The organism is Candidatus Caldatribacterium sp., from assembly GCA_014359405.1.
In the GTDB taxonomy this organism is placed as follows: Bacteria; Atribacterota; Atribacteria; order Atribacterales; family Caldatribacteriaceae; genus Caldatribacterium; species Caldatribacterium oleiphilum.
Genome location: JACIZN010000001.1, coordinates 21,842 through 41,023 on the forward strand (window position 1 = coordinate 21,842; position 19,182 = coordinate 41,023).

Here is a 19,182-nt window from a genome sequence, read left to right on the forward strand (position 1 = left end):
CAATGCCACCCCTTTTCTTTCTGAGGTGGCCCTCTTGTATCCCCGCCTTGAGGTTGATCTTGATGTTCTTGAGGAGAATGCGCATATCCTTCTTGAGAAATGCTATGAGTGGAGAGTTTCACCTGTTGTTGTCACCAAGGGGTTCCTCGCAGATTCCGTACTTGTTCAGGTCTTCTGGGAAGCGGGGTTTTTGAAATTTGCTGACTCGAACCTTGCAAATCTTGTGAAGCTTCGCCATCTCCTCGGTCCTCAGGCAGAGCTTTTTCTCATTCGCCTCCCCATGCTTGAAGAGCTTAGCGTCCTGAGTGCTTACGACATCTTTCCTTTTGTTTCCCACATTGAGGTTCTCGAGTGTTTGCATAGTATTGCTCGGGAGTCCAAAAAGGTGCAATCCGTTGTGCTTGCCGTTGAGGGAGGCGATGGAAGAGAGGGGATGCTTCCTGAGGAGGTCCCGCAAGTGGCGGAGTTCATCAGGCGCCTTCCTTATCTCTCCATTCATGGCATCGCTACAACCCTTGCCTGTCTCAGTGGCGTGCTTCCTGATCGGAGTGCCCTTGCGCGTCTTGTGGAGACGAAGGAGTTTCTCCAGGAAGCCCTTGGGAAGAACATTGCGCTCTCGGTGGGAGGAACGACCTTTCTCACCCTCTGGGAAGAGGGCGATCCTCCTCAGGGTGTGGACGAGATTCGTTTTGGAGAGGCTCTGCTCTTTGGAAGCGACATAAGTAGGAAACGGGACATTCCATGGCTGAGGCAAGGAGCTTTCACGATTGCAGCAGAGGTTGTGGAAGTGCGCACAAAAGAGCCCTTGAGAGGGGGAGCCCTTGGGTACGATGCTTTCGGGGAGAGACCTCCTCAAGCTTTCTCTGGACCTCGTCGGAGAGTCCTTGTAGCCGTGGGGAGGCAGGATGTCGATGAAAACCAGTTATATTTTGACGATGCCCGTGTTACAATAATAGGTGCGACGAGTAACTACCTTGTTCTCGATGTAGAAGAGAGCAGAAGACCTTACCGGGTTGGGGACATTATCTTTTTCCGTGCTGGGTACGGAGCGGCATTGCGGGCGTTTCTTTCGCCGTACGTGGAGAAAGTGTATCGGAGAAAAAGGGCAAGGGAAGGAAGCGAGGGTGGACGATGACGTATTCATTCCGGGGCCGGCATTTCCTGGATCTTGCAGATTTCTCTAAGGGTGAGCTCCTCTTTTTTCTCGACGTTGCCTTGGATTTAAAGAGGCGGTGGCTTCTCGGAGAACGCCCGAAGCCCCTTGGAGGTAAAATCGTTGCCCTTCTCTTTGAGAAACCTTCTCTCCGTACTCGGGTTTCTTTTGAGGTTGCCACGCGCCAGCTCGGAGGAGAGAGTTTCTACCTTGGCCCTCAAGAGGTAGGTCTTGGAAAGCGGGAAGCGGTGAAAGACGTGGCCCTTGTTCTGGGGCGAATGGTTGACGCTATTGTTCTACGGACTTTCGCCCACGAAACAGTTCTTGAAGTGGCAAAGTACAGCGGCATTCCCGTTATCAATGGCCTTTCAGACCTTCACCATCCCTGCCAAGTTCTCGGGGATCTTCTCACCGTTCTCGAAAAGAGGGGAACCCTCAATGTGAAAATCGTCTTTGTGGGCGATGGGAACAATGTCTGTCACTCCTGGATTGTTGCTGCCGCGCGTCTTGGACTCTCCCTTACCGTCTCCACTCCCGAACGTTACAGACCCCTCCAGAGCATATGGGATTGGGCGCAGGAAGAAGCCAAAAAAAGCGGTGCTCAGATTGTCTACGAGCCTGATCCCAGGAAGGCCGTAAAGGACGCTGACGTGGTGTACACGGATGTGTGGGCAAGCATGGGGAAAGAAGGGGAGCTTGAGGAGCGGTTACCTTTCTTCCGGCCATATCAGGTCAACCAGGATCTCCTTGCCCTTGCCTCCTCTGACGCTATGGTAATGCACTGCATGCCTGCGCACCGGGGCCAGGAAATTACGGATGACGTCATGGACGGACCGCATTCTGTGGTCATTGATGAAGCTGAGAACAGGCTCCATGCCCAGAAAGCGGTTCTGAGTCTCTTGCTCTGAAAGCCCGGAGGGAGCCGTTATTCTCTCCCTACCGAATCTCTGGCGATATCTTATAGAAGTGGCGGTACTGTACTATTTCTCGTACCGTCTCATGAGGTGGGCGAAGGGGACTTTGCTCTTCCCTCCTCTGCGTTTGCTTGTGATTCTTTTTCTCAGCGCGGGCATCTCGAATCTCCTGGGTTTACACGGACTCCGTTTCTTCTGGCGTTTGTGCATTGGAGGGTACATAGGGGCGATGCTCCTTGTTCTTCAGCCGGAGCTGCGGAGAAACTACATGAACCGCTTGTACCACCACGGGTTTGTGGAGAGGGTTGGGAACGAAGAGAGCCGGAGCAAGTTCATTGACGATCTCACCCTGGCGTGCCAGACCCTTTCCCGGAAAAGGATTGGTGCTCTTGTCGTGCTTGAGCGAACTAACAGCCTCCGAGACCTTATTCAAACCGGTGTGCTCATCGACGCCTTCTTCACGCCGGAGCTCCTTTTTTCCATTTTTCTCCCTGAGTCTCCTCTCCATGACGGAGCAGTGGTCCTTCGGGAGAATAAGATTGTGGCGGCAGGTTGCATTCTCCCTCTTGCTGAAGAGGTGGAAACGAAGCGAAAGATTGGAACTCGCCATCGGGCGGGAATTGGGGTGACGGAGCAAACCGATGCTTTGGCCATTGTGGTTTCGGAAGAAACGGGTAAAATTTCCCTTGCAGTGCATGGGAGGATGGCATGGGATATAGAGGCAGGGACTCTCAAAAGAATGCTGAGAATTTTGTACCGGGGGTCGTGAGGGTTCTTTGGGATAAGCTGCGGAAGGCCTTCTGGAAAGATTGGCAAACAAAGCTCTTTGCCCTTCTTTTTGCCCTGGCCCTTTGGTTCTTCCTGTTCAGTGAGCGTATATGATATATTCTCAAGAGTGGGGAACGACGCGGAAGGGAGGAGTTGCGGTTGAAGGATTTCAATAGTAAAGACATTCGGAACATTGGCTTCTTTTCCCATGCAGGTGCAGGGAAGACTACTTTCTCCGAGGCTCTCCTTTTCAATGCAGGGGTTACGACACGAAGGGGAAGGGTTGAGGAGGGAAATACGGTATCCGACTGGCAACCGGAGGAAATCCGTCGGGGCCTTTCTATCGACCTTTCGGTGCTCCCTTTTGAGTGGAAAGGCCGCAAGGTAAACCTCATAGACACTCCAGGGTACATGGATTTTTTGGGGAATGTTATCGGGGCGCTTCGGGCAGTGGACAGTGGAGTTATTTTCCTCTGTGCAGTATCTGGAGTGGAAGTGGGTACGGAGAGAGCGTGGGACTATTTGAAGCGCGAAGGTCTCCCTGCCTTTTTCCTCATCAACCGTATGGACCGGGAGGGTGCAAATTTCTACACGGTCTTAGAGAGCATTCGGGAGAAGTTCACGCCTAAGGCCACCCCAGTTTTCCTTCCCATTGGAAAAGAGAGCGCTTTTCGAGGTCTCGTGAACCTTTTGAGGATGCGTGCTCTCTACTTTGAAGGTGATGGGAAGGTGCGGGAGGATGACATTCCTCAGGAACTCGTCGAGGAAGCCTCGAGGTGGCAGGAAGAACTCATCGAGAATGTTGCCGAAACCGATGACGAGCTTTTGAACCTCTACCTCGATGGCCAGGAAATTCCTTCTGAGAAGCTTTGGGTGAGTCTGAGGAGAGCTATTCTCGAGCGAAAAATCTTCCCTGTCCTTTGCAGCTCTGGGCTTGAGAATAAAGGAGTTTCGGCGGTTGCAGATTTCCTCGTTGATTTTGCTCCGAGCCCTCTTGAGCGTCCCCCTGTGAAGGGAAAAAATCCAAAGACTGGGGAAGAGGAGGAGCGTCCCTGCAGCGAAGAGGCGCCTTTCTCAGCCTTTGTTTTCAAAGTTCTGAGCGACCCATATGTAGGGAAGATTGCCTTTTTCCGGGTGTACTCCGGTAAGCTCTCTGCGGATGCGCGCATCTACAATGCTTCTCGGGACACAGAAGAGAAAATTGGACAGCTCCTTCTTGTGCGAGGGAAGACTCAGGAACCCATCAAAGAGGTGAAGGCAGGGGATATTGCAGCGGTGGCAAAAATCGCCGAAGTCTTTACGGGCGATACTCTCTCCGATCGAGAACGCCCGATAGTCTTTCCACCTCTTGAATATCCCGAGCCGAACTACATGGCAGCCATCCGACCGGTCGGAAAAGGTGACGAGGAGAAAATCAGCCAGGCCCTGAGCCGTATGCTTGAAGAGGATCCGACGCTTAAGGTGCAGCGGGAACCGGATACCAAGGAGGATATCGTGTACGGTTTCGGAGATATACACCTTGATGTTCTTGCAGAGAAGATGAAACGAAAGTTCGGGGTGGAGGTTGCCCTCTCGGTACCCAAGGTTCCGTACAAGGAAACGATAAAGAAAACGGCCCGGGCAGAGGGGAAGTACAAGCGCCAGTCCGGTGGACGTGGTCAGTACGGTCATGCCTGGCTTGAGCTTGAACCCCTCCCGAGAGGCCAGGGATTTGAATTTGTGGACAAGATTGTCGGTGGGGTCATTCCCAAAAACTACATCCCTGCTGTGGAGAAAGGCGTTCAGGAAGCCATGCAGGAAGGAGTTCTTGCCGGATATCCGGTTGTGGACGTGCGGGTAACGGTATACGACGGATCGTACCACCCGGTGGACTCCTCAGACATGGCCTTCAAGATTGCCGGTTCCATGGCGTTCCGTAAAGGTGCTCTCGAGGCGAATCCTGTGCTCCTTGAACCAATCATGAGCGTGGAAGTGGTGGTTCCTGAGGAGAACATGGGAGACGTCATCGGAGACCTCAATGCCCGTCGGGGAAAGATTCTTGGCATGGAACCGGAAGACGGGTACCAGAAAATCAAGGCCCTTGTGCCCCTGGCAGAGCTCTTCCGGTACTCTGTGGACCTTCGCTCGATAACCCAGGGAAGAGGGTCCTTTACCATGCGCTTCTCCCATTATGAAGAGGTTCCTCCACAGATAGCCGAGGCCATTATCGAGAAAGCTCGGAAGGAGAAAGAGACTGCTTCGTGAGGGGCGTTGCGCTTGTAGGCGTTGATGTGGTAGAAATCCCAAGAATTGCCAGGGCTCTGTCCCTCTTTGGCGAGCGATTTGTCCATCGCCTCTTTGAGGAGGAGGAGCTTGCCTTTTACCGGGGGAAGGGCACAAGACGGTGGCAGGAAGGAGTTGCCGCTCTTTTTGCCAGCAAGGAAGCGGTGAAGAAACTCTTTCTTCAGCAGGGGATTGCCCTTCGCTTCCGGGATATCTCCGTTCTCCATGCCCCTTCAGGAGAACCCCAGGTTTCCCTGAAGCGCGGAAATGGGGTTTTTTCGAAAATCAGCCTTTCCTTTGCCCATGGGCGGGATGTCGTTGTGGCCGTAGCGGTGGGTGTGGCACGAGGAGGGGAGGAACGTGCTTGAACTTGCCACCCGAGAGGAAATGCAAAAGAGGGAAAGGGAAGCTTGTGAGCAGTATGGCCTGACGACGCTCCTTCTCATGGAGAACGCGGGAAGGGGCATTGCTTCTGAAGTCATTTCCATCCTCCGGGGAAGGTCAGATCTTGAAACTGTTTCCATTGTTTGCGGCACCGGCAGTAACGGTGGAGATGGCATGGTGGTCGCCCGGCACCTCTTCGTGGAGGGTATAGTTCCACGGGTGTACCTTGTGGGTTCTCCCGAAGCTCTCAGAGGGGATGCCCGTTTCAACTATGAAGTTCTCGTTCGCCTTGGCCTTCCGGTGCAGGTGGTTGCTTCTTCTTCTGACTTTGCGGTGAGCCCGGGGACGCTGATTGTTGATGCCCTCTTTGGAACGGGGCTGACTCGCGAGGTTGGGGGGATTCATCGAGAGGTCATCCAAAAGATCAACGAAGCCAGGGACAAGTTCGTTGTTGCTGTGGATGTCCCTTCAGGAATTGATGCAAGCGATGGACGTGTTCTTGGAGAAGCGGTGAGGGCGGATTGCACCGTGACCCTTGGGCTTGTGAAGCGGGGACTTGTGCTCTTTCCGGGAAGGGCGTATGTTGGAAAGCTCAAGCTCTGCCCCATTGGCATTCCCCTCCGGGCCTGTGGAGGTAACCTTGTTCTCGCCCATGATATTCGGCGCCTTTTGCCCCAAAGGCCCTGGTTTGCCCACAAGATTTCCGCCGGTGTGGTTGGAATTGTGGCAGGGTCTTCGGGCATGCTTGGAGCGGGCATACTTGCGGCTCTTGGGGCGTACCGAAGCGGTGCCGGCATGGTGGTGTGGCCGCTTCCCCTTGAGCTCTCAAAAGTGGTGAAGGTGCGTATTCCTGAGGTCGTCAGTATATCTCTTCCTTTTGCCTCGTCCTCCTGGTGTTACGGAGAAGAGGATTTGGAGGAGGTTCTTGCAGGTCTTGAGGCTCGCAAGGTTTCAAGTGTTGTCGTCGGTCCAGGTCTTGGCATAGAAGAGAGAACGAGGAAGTTCCTCGAGAAGTTCCTTGAGCTTTCCCCTGTTGGGGGTGTTCTTGACGCTGATGGGCTGAACATTGTGGCTCAGAATCGAGCTCGTTGGGGGGGAAAGCTCGCCAGGTGGATTGTTACTCCCCACTTTGGCGAGGCAGCCCGACTCCTTGGATGGCCTATCCAGGAGGTATCCGAGAAGAAGGTGGAAGCCGCTCAGGAGATAGCCTCCCTTTTTGGGTGTGTTACGGTTCTTAAGGGTCCGGGAACTATTGTTGTCACTCCCGAAAAAGAGGTGTTCGTGAACCCCACCGGGAACGAACTTCTTGCCACCGCAGGGAGTGGGGATGTCCTGTCTGGGGTCATTGGGGGACTTTTGGCTCAGGGACTTGACCCTCAAAGTAGCGCTCTCTGTGGTGTTTTTCTCCATGGTCTTGCGGCGGACCTTCTGCGGGAGGAAGGAAGAACCTCGCTTCTTGCTCACGAGATTGCCGAGCACATTGATGCAGCAAGAAAGGTGGTTGACGATGGGGCATGGAAATCCCCACTGCTGGATGGAGATTTCCCGGAGCAGTTTGGCGCATAACGTTGCGGTGCTTCGGAGGCTTGCACATCCCCATGGGGATATCATGGGGGTTGTGAAGTCAAACGTGTATGGGCATGGAGTCGAAGTTGTTCCTCTCCTTGCCTCTTCTGGTCTTCGGAAATTTGGAGTAGCCTCAGTCGAGGAAGCCCTTGAGCTTCGGAAAGCCTCTGTTCCCGGGGATATTTACATCCTCGGGGGCTTTTTCCCGGATGAGGCGGAGGCCATTGTGGAGGAGGGTTTCATCCCTGTTGTTTCGTGTCGGGAGGAGCTCGAGAGCCTGCAGAGAGAGGGCAAAAGACAGGGGAAGCCGGTTCGCTTCCACCTGAAGGTGGATACCGGTATGGGGAGGATGGGATGCCTCCCCAGGGACTTTGATGGTGCTTTTTTTTCACTCCTTTCCAGTTCTTTCCTTGTCCTTGCAGGGGTCATGACCCACTTTTCAAGCGCCGAGAAGGACCCCGAGTACACAGAGTGGCAATTCCGTAAGTTCTGCGCTTTCCTGAAGCGATGGAATCTTCTCGGGAAGCCCCTTGAGTACCACTGTGCGAATAGCGCTGCGTTCCTCTTTTTCCCCCACATGCGCCTTTCCTTGAACCGGATTGGAATTGCCCTCTTTGGTGTTTCACCGAATGGAGATGCGAAAGCTGCGGTATCCCTGGGACTTCAGCCGGTAACAAGTATTAAGGCGCGGGTGAAGCTTGTGAAGGTTCTTCCCCCGGGATTCCGGGTAGGGTACGGGGGTACTTTCGTGACTTCCCGAAGGACAAAAGTGGCGGTCGTTGCCCTGGGTTACGCTCAGGGTCTTTTTCGGATTCTCTCCAACAACCTCGAGGTTCTCGTTTGCGGGAAACGAGCTCCCCTCATTGGGACGGTCTCTATGGACCAGGTCATGATTGATGTTTCCCATATTGATGGAGTGGAACGGGGCGATGTGGTGACTTTTGTGGGAAGAGATGGAGAGGAAGAGATACGGGTGGAAGAGGTTGCTCGCCGGGCAGGTACTATTCCCCATGAGGTTCTCTGCAACTTTGGAAAGCTGCGACATCGTCTCTTTGTTTGAGCTATGGAGGATCTCGTTCTCTGGCATACGGAAAGCGAGGAGGAGACGAAGGAACGGGGCAGGGAATTCGTCGTAAAATTCTGCGCAGGTCCCTCTCTTGTGCTCCTTGGAGGAGAATTGGGCGCGGGGAAAACAGTTTTCGTCAAGGGAATGGCAAAAGCTTTAGGGATTGCTGAGAGTCTGGTTCGGAGTCCGACCTTTTCTCTCATTCACGAGTACGGGGGAACTCCCTTCTCGCTCTACCATATGGACTTCTATCGCTTGAACGATTGGAGTGAGGTCCTGGACCTTGGTTTTGACGAGTACCTTGAGAAGGGAGGCATCATTGCTATTGAGTGGGGAGAAAAGTTCTTTGCTTTCTTTCCCCCTCCTTTCTTTGTGGTTCGCATCGCGGTAACTGGGGAAAAGACGCGAAGCCTCAGGGTGGTAAAGTGTGATTCTCGCCTTTGACACAAGTACCCCGTGGCTTGGAATTGGACTGGTCCAAGGGGAAGAGGTTCTCTTTCGGGTCGTGCAGTACACGAGAACCGCCCATTCTCTCCTTCTTTTCCGCCACCTGGAGTTCCTTGAAGCGCATTTTTCCTTCCGGAAACACCTTGAAGGTATTCTTGTGGGCCTTGGACCGGGGTCATTTACCGGGGTAAAAGTAGGTGCCATCATTGCCAAGGGCCTTGCCTATGCCCTCGGAGTACCCCTCGGGGGCTTTTCGACTCTTGAGGTCCTTGCAAGCCTTGCCCGAAGGTTTGGTCCTTTGGGATTTGAAGTTACGGTACCGGTTATCTTCCACCGGAGAGGAGAAATTTTCTGGTCGGAGTTCTCGGGAGAAAAGGTGGAGCTCTCCTCACTCTGCACGGGTTCTCCTGAGGATTTTTTGAGCCGATACAGAGGGAGAAAAGACGTTTTCGTGGTAACTCCGTGGAGGGATCTCTGGAAGCTTTTTACAGAAGTCGGGCTTTCCTGCCTGGATCCCTCGCGGGCTCTCCCGGATCCCTTAGAGCTTGTGGTTCTTTCCCGGGAACGGGGTTTTGGAAGTACCGAGAATGTGTTTTCATTGCTTCCCCTTTATGGTTCCAGGGTCTTCGAACGAGAAAGTGCTTCTTAGCGACGGAGATTTCCAGATTGTGGAGATGCGGACTCACCATCTACCGTACGTTGTGGCCATTGAGCGGCGGTCCTTCCCTCAGCCATGGTCGTACTCGCTCTTTCTCAGCGAGCTTTCCAACTGGGTTGCCTCGTACTTTGTGGCCCTTCTTGGAGGAAGGGTCATCGGGTACATTGGCCTTTGGATTCTCTGGGAGGAAGGACATGTCACCACCTTTGCCATCCATCCCAGGTACCGGGGTAGAGGTTTTGGGAAGAAGCTTTTCCAGTACGCTCTTGAGTATGCCCGAGCCTGTGGTTGCCGCCATGTTCTTCTTGAGGTTCGCATGAGTAACACCAGGGCTCAGACGCTTTACCGGAAGTTTGGCTTTCGGGTGGTTGGGGTTCGGGCAAGGTACTACGCTGATGGAGAGGATGCCCTCGTCATGCGGAAGGATTTCCTTTCGGAGGAAAAGCCGTGAAGCGTTTCCCTCTTGTTCTCGGTATTGAGACAAGCTGTGATGATACCTGTGTTGCGGTGGTGGACGGACACTTTGCGATTCTCTCTAACATCGTTTCAAGCCAGATTGCGGTGCATCGGGCTTTCGGAGGTGTTGTCCCTGAGGTTGCCTCTCGAAAGCACCTCGAGGCTCTCCCCCTTCTCCTTCACAGAGCCCTTGAAGAGGCAGGGGTCACCCTCGAGGACATTGATGTCCTGGCGGTGACCCAAGGTCCAGGGCTTCTTGGAGCGCTTCTTGTGGGAATGTGCCTGGCGAAGGCTCTGTCTTTTGCCCTGCAAAAGCCCCTCGTTGGGGTAAACCACCTTGAGGGGCATATCTTCGCCGTGCGTCTTGAATACCCTGAGGTTTCTCCTCCTTTTGTGGCTCTTGTGGTTTCCGGTGGGCATACGGAACTCTTTGCTGTTTCAGATTGGGGGAAGTATACCCTCCTTGGGCGCACAAGAGACGATGCTGCCGGGGAGGCGTACGATAAAGTGGCACGGCTTCTTGGCCTTGGGTACCCCGGAGGACCGGTGATCGATCGCCTGAGCGAGAGGGGCAACGGAAAACGGTTTGCCTTTCGGAGTGGTCTTGAAGACGAGGAAACCCTTGATTTCAGTTTCAGCGGCTTAAAAACCGCGGTGGCGAGAACCTTTGCCCAGTTTACCCCAGAGGAGCAAAGGGATACCTCCCTCCTTGCTGACCTTGCGGCTTCTTTCCAGGAGAGCGTGGTCCGGAGCCTTGTGAAAAAAGCATTTCGGGCTCTGGAGTTCACAGGGTATCGGACTCTGGCTGTCGGCGGAGGGGTGGCGGCGAATTCCTATCTGCGAAAGGTTATGCAGGAAGAGGGAGAAAAAAGAGGGGTTCGGGTCCTTTTCCCGTCTCGGCAGTTCTGCACGGACAATGGAGCGATGATTGCGGCTTGTGGTCTTTTCCATTTCCTCCGGGGAAAAAGGGATACCCTTGAAATTGACCCGATTCCCCAGCTCTCCCTTGGAGACGGGTAGCTCTCGAGGTTGAATTCCTGGGAGTGTCTGCGGTATCATTCTTGCATGTCTGAAGACGCAAAGAGGTGACTGTGGTGGCAGAGAATTTACTCTTTGGTGACGAAGCTCGTCGCGCCCTTGCACGAGGCATGCAGGCGCTTGCCCATGCAGTGCGAGTAACCCTTGGGCCCCGAGGGAGAAATGTCCTCCTTGAGCGGGGCGGTAACCTCCCTCTGTCAACAAGTGATGGTGTAACCGTTGCTCGGGACATTGTTCTCTCCGATGCCTTCGAGAATATTGGTGCGAAAATCCTTCAGGAGGTAGCAACAAAAACGAACGAAATAGCTGGTGATGGGACCACAACAGCAGTTGTACTTGCCCAGAAAATGGTGGAGGAGGGTATGAAAGCCTTTCTCTCCTTCCATAATCCTGTGCGGCTTCGGAGTGGAATGGAGAAAGCTCTGAGGATTGCCCTTGAGAAACTGAGAGAGTGGAGTATCCCTCTCAATGATGAGCGATACCTCTTTGAGATTGCCTCTATTTCTGCTCGCGATAGTTTCCTGGGGAATCTCGTTGCTTCGGCTCTCAAGAGGGTGGGAAAGGACGGGGTTGTTACCGTTGAAGAGTCTAAGGTTGTGGACACCACTCTTGAGGTGGTCGAAGGAATACAGTTTGAGCGGGGTTTCCTGTCTCCTTACTTTGTGACCGATCCAGAGCGGAATGAGGTGGTTCTTGAGAACCCCTTTATTCTTGTTTCCGACTACAAGGTCAGGAGTGCTTCGACGCTTCTCCCCCTTCTTGAAAGGGTCTTCCAGACCGGGCGTCCCCTCCTTTTCATTGTTGACGAGCTCGAAGGAGAAGCCCTTGCCCTTCTTGTGGTGAACAAACTCCGAGGGGTTCTCAAGGTTGCAGCGGTCAGGGCTCCAGAGTTTGGCGAACGGCAAAAGGAGATCCTTGGAGATATTGCGGCGCTTTCCGGGGGACAGGTTGTCCTTCAAGAGCTCGGCATGAAGCTTGAAAAGGTTTCTCTTGAGCTTCTTGGGCAGGCGGAGAAGGTACGGGTTACGAAGGACCGAACGATTGTCATTGGTGGGAAGGGGAAAAAACAGGACATCGAGGAGAGGGTGCGGCAGGTTCGTAATCGAATTGAAAACTCCGATTCTGAGTACGAAAAGGAATTCCTGAGAAAGCGCCTTGCCCACCTTACCCAGGGTGTTGCGGTGATCCGACTGGGGGCACCTACGGAGGTAGAGCTCCGGGAGAGAAGAGAACGGATTGAGGATGCTCTCTTGGCAACACAGGCAGCTTTAGAGGAGGGTATCGTTCCGGGAGGAGGAGCAACCCTTCTCCATCTGGCGGAAGAGCTGAGAAGGAGTGCCATCTCCGGTGAGGAGCGTGTCGGGCTGCGTATTGTATGCCGGGCACTTGAAGAACCAGCGCGACAGATTGCTGAGAACGCCGGATACCAGGGGTCTCTCGTGGTGGGGGAAATGAGAAGGCGTGGAAGGAATGTCGGGTTCGACGTTCTGCAAGGTACCTTTGTGGATATGTTCGAAGCAGGAATCGTGGACCCCGTAAAGGTCCTTCGGGTTGCCTTGCAGAATGCGGTGAGCATGGCTTCGCTTGTGCTTACGACTCAGGCGATTGTTGCGGAGACTCCGGAAAACTGAAGAATAAAGGTGAGGCCTATGGAGTACTTTCTGGGGAGGAACCGAAAGGCGCGGATGACCTTTGGTTTTGATGATGTGTCTCTTGTTCCCGGGAATGTCACCCTGGATCCTCGAGATGTCGATATCTCCACCTCAATTGGGCCGGTAAGGCTTTCTGTTCCCCTCCTTGGGGCTGCTATGGATGGTGTGGTGGACCCCCGAATGGCGGTAGAGCTTGGGAAGCTTGGGGCGCTTGGGGTCCTGAATCTTGAGGGGATTTTTACGAGATATGAGGACCCGTATGCGGTTATTGAGGAAATCATCAGCCAGCCGAAGGAACAGGTTGCGGCGGTACTCCAGCGGGTGTACCAGGAGCCGATTAAGGAGAAACTCGTGGTACGATGCGTTGAGGAAATCAAGTCCCACAACGTTCTTGCCGCTGCTTCCGTTACTCCTCTTCGAGCCGAAACCATTGGCAAGAAGGCCATCCAGGCTGGACTTGACATCCTTGTGATTCAGTCCACGGTCACCACGCTCAGGTACTACTCCTCTTCGCTCCAGGCTTTGGATCTTGAAAAGTTCTGTCGCGAGGCCCCGATACCCATTGTGGTGGGGAACTGCGCAACCTATGAAGTGGCCCTTGAGCTCATGCGGGCTGGCGCAAGTGGAGTGCTCGTTGGTATCGGTCCAGGAGCGGCCTGCACGACTCGGGCAGTACTCGGTATTGGAGTTCCTCAGGTCACAGCTACTGTGGACGTTGCGGCTGCGCGGGAAGAGTACTTTAAGAGCACCGGACGATACGTTGCCGTCATCACCGATGGAGGCATGCGTGTTGGAGGGGATATTGCCAAGGCCATCGCCAGTGGAGCCGATGCGGTCATGATTGGCTCTCCTTTGGCGGCAGCAAAGGAAGCTCCCGGGCGAGGACATCACTGGGGTATGGCCACGCCCGATCCTGCTCTCCCCAGGGGGACTCTTGTCAGAGTTGGCATTAAGGGAACCCTCAGAGAGATTCTCTTTGGTCCAAGTACGGTCACCGATGGCACCATGAACCTCATCGGAGCTCTCCGGGTTGCCATGGGGTCGCTTGGGGCTCGAAACATTCAGGAGATGCAGAGGGTTGAGATCGCGATTGCGCCAAGCATCTGGACTGAGGGGAAGCAACTCCAGAGAGAACAAGGCGTGGGAATGGGGCGATAGGGATGGACAAAATTGTCATTCTTGATTTTGGCTCTCAGTACACTCAGCTCATTGCCCGCCGTATTCGGGAACTGCAGGTGTACTGTGAGGTTTGGCCGTACCACCTTCGGGGCTGTCCCCCTCTTGAGCAACCGGACATCAAGGGTATCGTTCTTTCTGGAAGCCCCTACAGCGTTACGGATGAACGGGCTCCCCGCCTTCCTGAAGGAGTTCTGGAGAGTGGTAAACCTATCCTTGGAATCTGCTATGGCATGCAGCTTCTTGTGCATACCCTTGGGGGGAGGGTTATCCGGTCCCACAGTCGGGAGTACGGAAGGGCCCTTCTTTTTGTTCTTGAGCGCGGTGGGCTCTTTGAAGGACTTGGAAGTGAGCTGGTTTGCTGGATGAGCCATGGGGATAGTGTCAAAGAAATACCCGAGGGGTTTGTCTGTGTTGCCCGAACGGAAGGATGTGAGTATGCCGCCATTCGAGATAAAAACGGGAGAATCTGGGGCATTCAATTCCACCCCGAGGTTTCCCATACTCCCCTGGGGAAGGAGATTCTGGCGAATTTCGTCCTTGGCATCTGTGGATGCCGCCCTGAGTGGACTCCCGAGTCCATTGTGAAGCAGCAGATTCAATTCATCCGGAATGAGGTCCAGAAAGAGCGCGTGGTCTGTGCGCTGAGTGGAGGAGTTGATTCGGTCACCGCGGCAGTGCTCACGTACCGGGCCATTGGGGATCAGCTGAGCTGCATTTTCGTTAACAATGGTCTTCTCCGAAAAGGGGAGGCAGAGCAGGTCCTCTCGAACATGCGGGCACTCCTTGGGAAAGAGCGCGTCATCTATGTGGACGCTCGGGAAAGGTTCCTCGAAGCCCTTCGGGGGGTTGTGGACCCGGAGGAGAAGCGGAAGATCATCGGTCGGGTTTTCATAGAAGTCTTTGAGGACGAGGCGAAAAAACTCGGAAACGTGACGTATCTCCTCCAGGGGACGACATATCCTGACGTGATTGAGAGTGTCTCTGTGTGGGGACCGTCGGCACGGATTAAGACCCATCACAACGTTGGTGGCCTTCCCGAACACATGCGCCTTAAGGTTCTTGAGCCACTTCGGTTCCTGTTCAAGGATGAGGTCAGGAAACTTGCCGCCGAGCTTGGCATTCCAGAAGAAATTATATGGCGGCAACCCTTCCCCGGTCCAGGTCTTGCGGTGCGGATTATTGGGGAAGTTACGGAGGAGAGGCTGGCGATTCTCAGGGACATGGACGCTATCATCGACCAGGAGCTTCGGAAATCCCCGATTTACAGGAAGCTGTGGCAATCTTTTGGGGTTCTTGTACCGGTGCGGAGTGTCGGCGTCATGGGAGATGAGCGGACGTACAAGTACGTGGGGGTTGTCCGAGCTGTGATGAGCGAAGACGGCATGACCGCCGACTGGGCACGCATTTCCTATGATACCCTCGATGTCATTGCACGACGCATCGTGAATGAGGTAGCGGGTATTGGACGGGTGGTTTACGATATCACCTCCAAACCTCCTGCAACCATTGAGTGGGAATGAAGGTGGTCGAAAGGTGAGCATTTGCATCGTTGTTGGGACTCACTGGGGAGATGAGGGAAAGGGAAGGATCGTCGATTACCTGAGTCGTGGGGCAGATATTGTGGTGCGGGCTCAGGGAGGAAGCAACGCCGGTCATACAGTTGTGGTGGGAGAAAAAAAGTACATTTTCCACCTCATACCCTCTGGAATTCTCTTTCCTGGAAAGGTCTGCATTCTTGGAGACGGAATGGTCATCGATCCGCTCTCCTTCCTTGAAGAAACCCATCTCCTTGAAGAGGAAGGCATTGCCTTTGCAGATCGTCTCTTCATAAGTGAAAAGGCCCATGTTGTCATGCCTTACCATCGCCTCTTTGACGGTTTCTATGAGCATCTCCGGGGAGCGGGAAAAATTGGGACAACCAGACGAGGCATTGGGCCCGCTTACGAGGATAAGGTGGCCCGTTTTGGTATCCGCGTTGTGGACCTTCTGCATCCTGAGATTTTCGCTGCAAAGCTCAAAATTACCCTTGATTACAAGAACCGGATTCTTGAGCAAGTTTTTGCTCACCCTCCTCTCTCTTACGAGGCGATTCTTGAGGAGTACCTGAGGTACGGGGAGTGCTTACGACCCTATGTCCGGGATACGTCACACTTTCTGTACGAAGCCTGGCGCTCGGGGAAGCGTATCATCATTGAGGGAGCCCAGGGGACAATGCTTGATCTTGACCATGGAACGTATCCCTTTGTCACCTCTTCGTACCCGGTGGCAAGTGGTGCCCTCCTTGGAGCAGGGATAGGCCCGGTTCAAGATGCAGAGGTTCTGGGGGTGTGCAAAGCCTACACATCCCGGGTGGGAGAGGGTCCCTTCCCCACCGAGCTCTCTGACGACACCGGGATGTACCTTCGGGAGAAAGGAGGCGAGTACGGGGCAACCACCGGTCGGCCTCGCCGTTGCGGATGGCTTGACGGGGTTGTGCTCAAGTATGCAGCCCGAATCAATAACATAACCTCCCTTGCGCTGACAAAACTCGATGTTCTTGGAGGGCTTCCTCGGGTCAAGTGGTGCTATGCCTATGAGGTCGAGGGAGGGTTACTTGAGGAGTTCCCCATGGATCCTCATATCTGGCCTTTGTGTCGTCCTGTATATCGGGAGTTTGAGGGGTGGAGTGAGGACATCTCTGAGGTGCGCTCGTACAGTGACCTTCCCCGGAATGTCCGCATTTTTGTCGAATCCTTGGAGGATTTCCTTGGGATTCCGGTGGTTCTCCTTTCGGTTGGTCCTCGACGGGATGATACAATAGTGAGGGAGGAGCTCTGGTAGAGGAGGGGGATGCCATGGATAAGGAGCAGGCAAGAGCGGAAATCGAGCGGCTTCGAGAGATTATCCGCTACCACGATTACCGGTACTACGTTTTGAACAGTCCTGAAATCACCGACGAAGAGTACGATGCCCTGATGCGGAAACTCCAGGAGCTTGAGGCGCTCTTTCCCGATCTTGTCACTCCTGATTCCCCAACCCAGAGAGTGGGAGGAAAACCCCAGGAGGGTTTCGCGCCCTTCACCCATGCTCGTCCCATGCTCAGCCTCAACAACGCCTTTACCGAGGAGGAGATTCGGGATTTCGACCGGCGGATTAAGAGGATGCTTGGGGTTGAGGAAATTGACTATGTGGTGGAACTCAAGATTGACGGTCTTGCTGTGAACCTCAGGTACGAGGGAGGTATTTTCATCCGGGGAGCGACCCGTGGTGATGGAACCACTGGGGAGGATGTCACGGCTAACCTGAGGACCATCCGGAGCATTCCACTTCGCCTCCGGGGAGAGCGTATCCCCGCGGTTTTTGAAGTCCAGGGAGAAGTTTTCATGCACAAGGGGGATTTTGAGAAGCTCAACGAGGAACGCGCCAGAAGGGGTGAGCCGCTTTTTGCCAACACCCGGAATGCCGCTGCAGGATCGCTTCGCCAGCTTGACCCAAATGTTACCGCTTCGAGAAAGCTCGATATCTTCGTCTACGGAGCCTTCCTCATAGAGAGTCCTTGGTATCCCACAACCCATTGGGAGCTCCTTGAGTTTTTGAGAGAGCTTGGTTTCAAGGTGAACCCTCACGCCCGTCTGGCAGAAAGCATTGACGAAGTCATTGCCATCCATAACGAATGGGAGGAAAAGCGGAAAACCCTTGACTACGATATCGATGGGTTGGTCGTGAAGGTGAATAACCTCACCTTCCAGGAGCTTCTTGGAGCGACGAGCAAAAGCCCCCGCTGGGCCATCGCGTACAAGTTCGAGCCCACCCGGGCGGTAACGAGGGTCCTTGATATCGAGGTGAATGTGGGACGGACAGGGACTTTGACTCCTGTTGCGGTTCTTGAGCCGGTTGAAGTGGGAGGAGTGGTGGTGAAGCGAGCCACGCTCCACAACGAAGACGAGGTACGACGAAAAGACGTTCGCATTGGGGACTGGGTCATTGTGGGAAGAGCAGGAGAAGTTATTCCGGAGGTCGTTCTCGTTCTGAAGGAACGGAGGAACGGGAGCGAGAAAATTTTCAAGATGCCCACTCACTGTCCGGTGTGCCATTCTCCAGTCGTCCGGGAAGAAGGGGAGGTGGCGGTTCGCTGCATCAATGCGAGTTGTCCTGCTCAGGTGAAGGAACGGATTCGCCACTGGGCTTCCCGAGATGCGATGGACATCGAGGGCCTGGGAGAAAAGCTCATCGAGCAGCTTGTGGATCGGGGCTACGTCCAGAGCATCCCGGACCTTTACCGTCTGACCAAGGCAAAGCTTCTTGAGCTTGAGCGAATGGGGGATAAGTCCTCGGAAAACCTCCTGCAGGCCATCGAACGCTCGAAGAAACGCCCCCTTGCGCGGTTTCTGTACGCTCTTGGTATCCGTTACGTTGGCGAATTCGTGGCCCAGATTCTTGCGGAACACTTTGGGTCCCTGAAAAAGCTCATGGAGGCTTCTCTTGAGGATCTTCTGGCGATAGAGGGAATAGGACCGAAGGTAGCCGAAGCGGTCTGGCAGTTTTTCAGGAATCCTGAGAACCAGAAGATGCTTCGAGAACTCGAGACTTTGGGTGTAGTTCCAGAAGAGGAAAAGGTAGAGGTTTCGGCCTCTGAGAATGTACTCCAGGGAAAAACTTTCGTCTTCACAGGAACCCTCTCCCGCTTTACCCGAAAAGAAGCGGAAGAGCTGGTTCGCCGAAAAGGAGGGAAGGTGGCAAGCGCCGTTTCCCGCAAGGTGGACTACCTTGTGGTGGGGGAAAATCCTGGAGGAAAGCTCGATGAAGCTCGTTCGAAGAATGTTCGAATTCTCTCGGAGGACGAATTCTACCAAATGATTGGGGTGTCGTGAGCGATGTCTGGTCGGGTTTCTCTTGATGAAGTTCGCAAGATTGCTCAACTTGCCAAGCTCTCCTTCTCGGAGGAAGAGCTGATCCGGTTTTTCCAGGACATCAGTGGCATCATTGCCCATTTCGAAAAACTCAACGAGCTGGACCTTGAGGATGTTTCCCCAACGTCCCACATTTCCTGGAGCCAGCCCCCTATGAATCCGGACGAGCCGGTCCTCTGGCAGGGAAGTGACCTTGTGCTTGAGTGTGCTCCTCTTGTGGCAGATAGGTACTTTATTGTCCCTAAAATCGTTGAGAAAGAGGAGAAGCCATCATGAATCTCCAGGAGTTTCGAAACTGTACAATCGAGGACTACCAGAATCTCTTTGCCCGGGGAGAACTCTCGCCACGGGAGCTCCTTACGATTTTCTTTGCGCGCATTCGTGAGGTGGATCCCCTTCTCAACGCCTTTCTCTTTGTCAACGAGGAGAGAGCTTTTGCCCGAGCGCAAAAACTTGAGGAGGAAGGAAAGGGTAGGGATGCTCGTCCTCCTCTCTGGGGTATCCCAATGGCCATCAAGGATAACATCTGCACTTTGGGAATTCCAACCACCTGTGGGTCTCGAATACTGGAAGGTTTCATTCCCCCCTACAATGCCACAGTCATAGAGCGCCTTGAGGCGGCAGGGGCTATTGTCCTCGGGAAGACCAATATGGACGAGTTCGCCATGGGGTCTTCCACAGAGAACAGCGCCTATGGTCCTACTCGCAATCCCTTTGATTTGAGACGAGTCCCGGGAGGGTCAAGCGGAG

At 54.1% G+C, this 19,182-nt stretch carries 18 protein-coding genes; all 18 read left to right on the plus strand.

Annotated elements, in window-relative coordinates:
- Window positions 1-34 precede the first annotated feature (34 nt).
- Window positions 35-1,135 carry an alanine racemase gene (locus H5U36_00100; protein ID MBC7216591.1) on the plus strand — a complete coding sequence of 367 codons (1,101 nt, stop codon included), beginning with the start codon at window positions 35-37 and terminating at the stop codon, window positions 1,133-1,135.
- A complete protein-coding gene (argF, locus tag H5U36_00105; GenBank protein MBC7216592.1) occupies window positions 1,132-2,061 on the plus strand; it encodes an ornithine carbamoyltransferase in 930 nt (309 codons plus the stop codon). Before H5U36_00100 ends, argF begins: the two co-directional genes overlap by 4 nt.
- 19 nt (window positions 2,062-2,080) lie before the next feature.
- Window positions 2,081-2,836 (plus strand): TIGR00159 family protein, encoded by a 756-nt coding sequence (locus H5U36_00110; protein ID MBC7216593.1) that lies wholly within the window; start codon window positions 2,081-2,083, stop codon window positions 2,834-2,836.
- A 158-nt stretch (window positions 2,837-2,994) separates the two neighbouring features.
- Entirely contained in the window at window positions 2,995-5,079 is a 2,085-nt protein-coding gene (fusA, locus tag H5U36_00115; GenBank protein ID MBC7216594.1) for an elongation factor G, read from the plus strand.
- Complete coding sequence (locus H5U36_00120) at window positions 5,076-5,465, plus strand: 4'-phosphopantetheinyl transferase superfamily protein (GenBank protein MBC7216595.1); 390 nt, start codon at window positions 5,076-5,078, stop codon at window positions 5,463-5,465. Before fusA ends, H5U36_00120 begins: the two co-directional genes overlap by 4 nt.
- Window positions 5,458-7,047 (plus strand): NAD(P)H-hydrate dehydratase, encoded by a 1,590-nt coding sequence (locus H5U36_00125; GenBank protein ID MBC7216596.1) that lies wholly within the window; start codon window positions 5,458-5,460, stop codon window positions 7,045-7,047. The genes H5U36_00120 and H5U36_00125 overlap by 8 nt, the downstream gene beginning before the upstream one ends.
- Complete coding sequence (gene alr, locus H5U36_00130) at window positions 6,989-8,107, plus strand: alanine racemase (protein MBC7216597.1); 1,119 nt, start codon at window positions 6,989-6,991, stop codon at window positions 8,105-8,107. Before H5U36_00125 ends, alr begins: the two co-directional genes overlap by 59 nt.
- A 3-nt stretch (window positions 8,108-8,110) precedes the next feature.
- On the plus strand, window positions 8,111-8,557 hold the full coding sequence (gene tsaE / locus H5U36_00135; GenBank protein MBC7216598.1) for a tRNA (adenosine(37)-N6)-threonylcarbamoyltransferase complex ATPase subunit type 1 TsaE: 447 nt from the start codon (window positions 8,111-8,113) through the stop codon (window positions 8,555-8,557).
- Window positions 8,541-9,209: a tRNA (adenosine(37)-N6)-threonylcarbamoyltransferase complex dimerization subunit type 1 TsaB gene (gene tsaB, locus H5U36_00140; protein ID MBC7216599.1), complete on the plus strand. Its 669-nt coding sequence runs from the start codon at window positions 8,541-8,543 to the stop codon at window positions 9,207-9,209. Before tsaE ends, tsaB begins: the two co-directional genes overlap by 17 nt.
- Window positions 9,172-9,669, plus strand: coding sequence for a ribosomal protein S18-alanine N-acetyltransferase (gene rimI / locus H5U36_00145; protein MBC7216600.1), 498 nt, complete (start codon window positions 9,172-9,174; stop codon window positions 9,667-9,669). Before tsaB ends, rimI begins: the two co-directional genes overlap by 38 nt.
- Entirely contained in the window at window positions 9,666-10,694 is a 1,029-nt protein-coding gene (tsaD, locus tag H5U36_00150) for a tRNA (adenosine(37)-N6)-threonylcarbamoyltransferase complex transferase subunit TsaD (GenBank protein ID MBC7216601.1), read from the plus strand. The genes rimI and tsaD overlap by 4 nt, the downstream gene beginning before the upstream one ends.
- Window positions 10,695-10,768: 74 nt before the next feature.
- Complete coding sequence (gene groL, locus H5U36_00155) at window positions 10,769-12,343, plus strand: chaperonin GroEL (protein MBC7216602.1); 1,575 nt, start codon at window positions 10,769-10,771, stop codon at window positions 12,341-12,343.
- 18 nt (window positions 12,344-12,361) lie between these two features.
- Window positions 12,362-13,522, plus strand: coding sequence for a GuaB3 family IMP dehydrogenase-related protein (locus H5U36_00160; GenBank protein MBC7216603.1), 1,161 nt, complete (start codon window positions 12,362-12,364; stop codon window positions 13,520-13,522).
- A gap of 2 nt (window positions 13,523-13,524) precedes the next feature.
- Window positions 13,525-15,063: a glutamine-hydrolyzing GMP synthase gene (guaA, locus tag H5U36_00165; protein ID MBC7216604.1), complete on the plus strand. Its 1,539-nt coding sequence runs from the start codon at window positions 13,525-13,527 to the stop codon at window positions 15,061-15,063.
- Between the two features lie 13 nt (window positions 15,064-15,076).
- Window positions 15,077-16,363: an adenylosuccinate synthase gene (locus H5U36_00170; GenBank protein ID MBC7216605.1), complete on the plus strand. Its 1,287-nt coding sequence runs from the start codon at window positions 15,077-15,079 to the stop codon at window positions 16,361-16,363.
- A 14-nt stretch (window positions 16,364-16,377) separates the two neighbouring features.
- Window positions 16,378-18,393 carry an NAD-dependent DNA ligase LigA gene (gene ligA / locus H5U36_00175; protein ID MBC7216606.1) on the plus strand — a complete coding sequence of 672 codons (2,016 nt, stop codon included), beginning with the start codon at window positions 16,378-16,380 and terminating at the stop codon, window positions 18,391-18,393.
- A 3-nt stretch (window positions 18,394-18,396) separates the two neighbouring features.
- Window positions 18,397-18,708, plus strand: coding sequence for an Asp-tRNA(Asn)/Glu-tRNA(Gln) amidotransferase subunit GatC (gatC, locus tag H5U36_00180; GenBank protein MBC7216607.1), 312 nt, complete (start codon window positions 18,397-18,399; stop codon window positions 18,706-18,708).
- A partial coding sequence (locus tag H5U36_00185) for an Asp-tRNA(Asn)/Glu-tRNA(Gln) amidotransferase GatCAB subunit A (protein ID MBC7216608.1) occupies window positions 18,705-19,182 on the plus strand: 478 nt, incomplete at its 3' end. The genes gatC and H5U36_00185, both read left to right, overlap by 4 nt.

Coding starts and splice junctions, on each gene's coding strand:
- argF (MBC7216592.1), top strand. CDS start 1,132: ATGACGTATTCATTCCGGGGCCGGCATTTCCTGGATCTTGCAGATTTC.
- alr (MBC7216597.1), top strand. CDS start 6,989: ATGGGGCATGGAAATCCCCACTGCTGGATGGAGATTTCCCGGAGCAGT.
- tsaE (MBC7216598.1), top strand. CDS start 8,111: ATGGAGGATCTCGTTCTCTGGCATACGGAAAGCGAGGAGGAGACGAAG.
- rimI (MBC7216600.1), top strand. CDS start 9,172: ATGGTTCCAGGGTCTTCGAACGAGAAAGTGCTTCTTAGCGACGGAGAT.
- H5U36_00160 (MBC7216603.1), top strand. CDS start 12,362: ATGGAGTACTTTCTGGGGAGGAACCGAAAGGCGCGGATGACCTTTGGT.
- guaA (MBC7216604.1), top strand. CDS start 13,525: ATGGACAAAATTGTCATTCTTGATTTTGGCTCTCAGTACACTCAGCTC.
- ligA (MBC7216606.1), top strand. CDS start 16,378: ATGGATAAGGAGCAGGCAAGAGCGGAAATCGAGCGGCTTCGAGAGATT.
- gatC (MBC7216607.1), top strand. CDS start 18,397: ATGTCTGGTCGGGTTTCTCTTGATGAAGTTCGCAAGATTGCTCAACTT.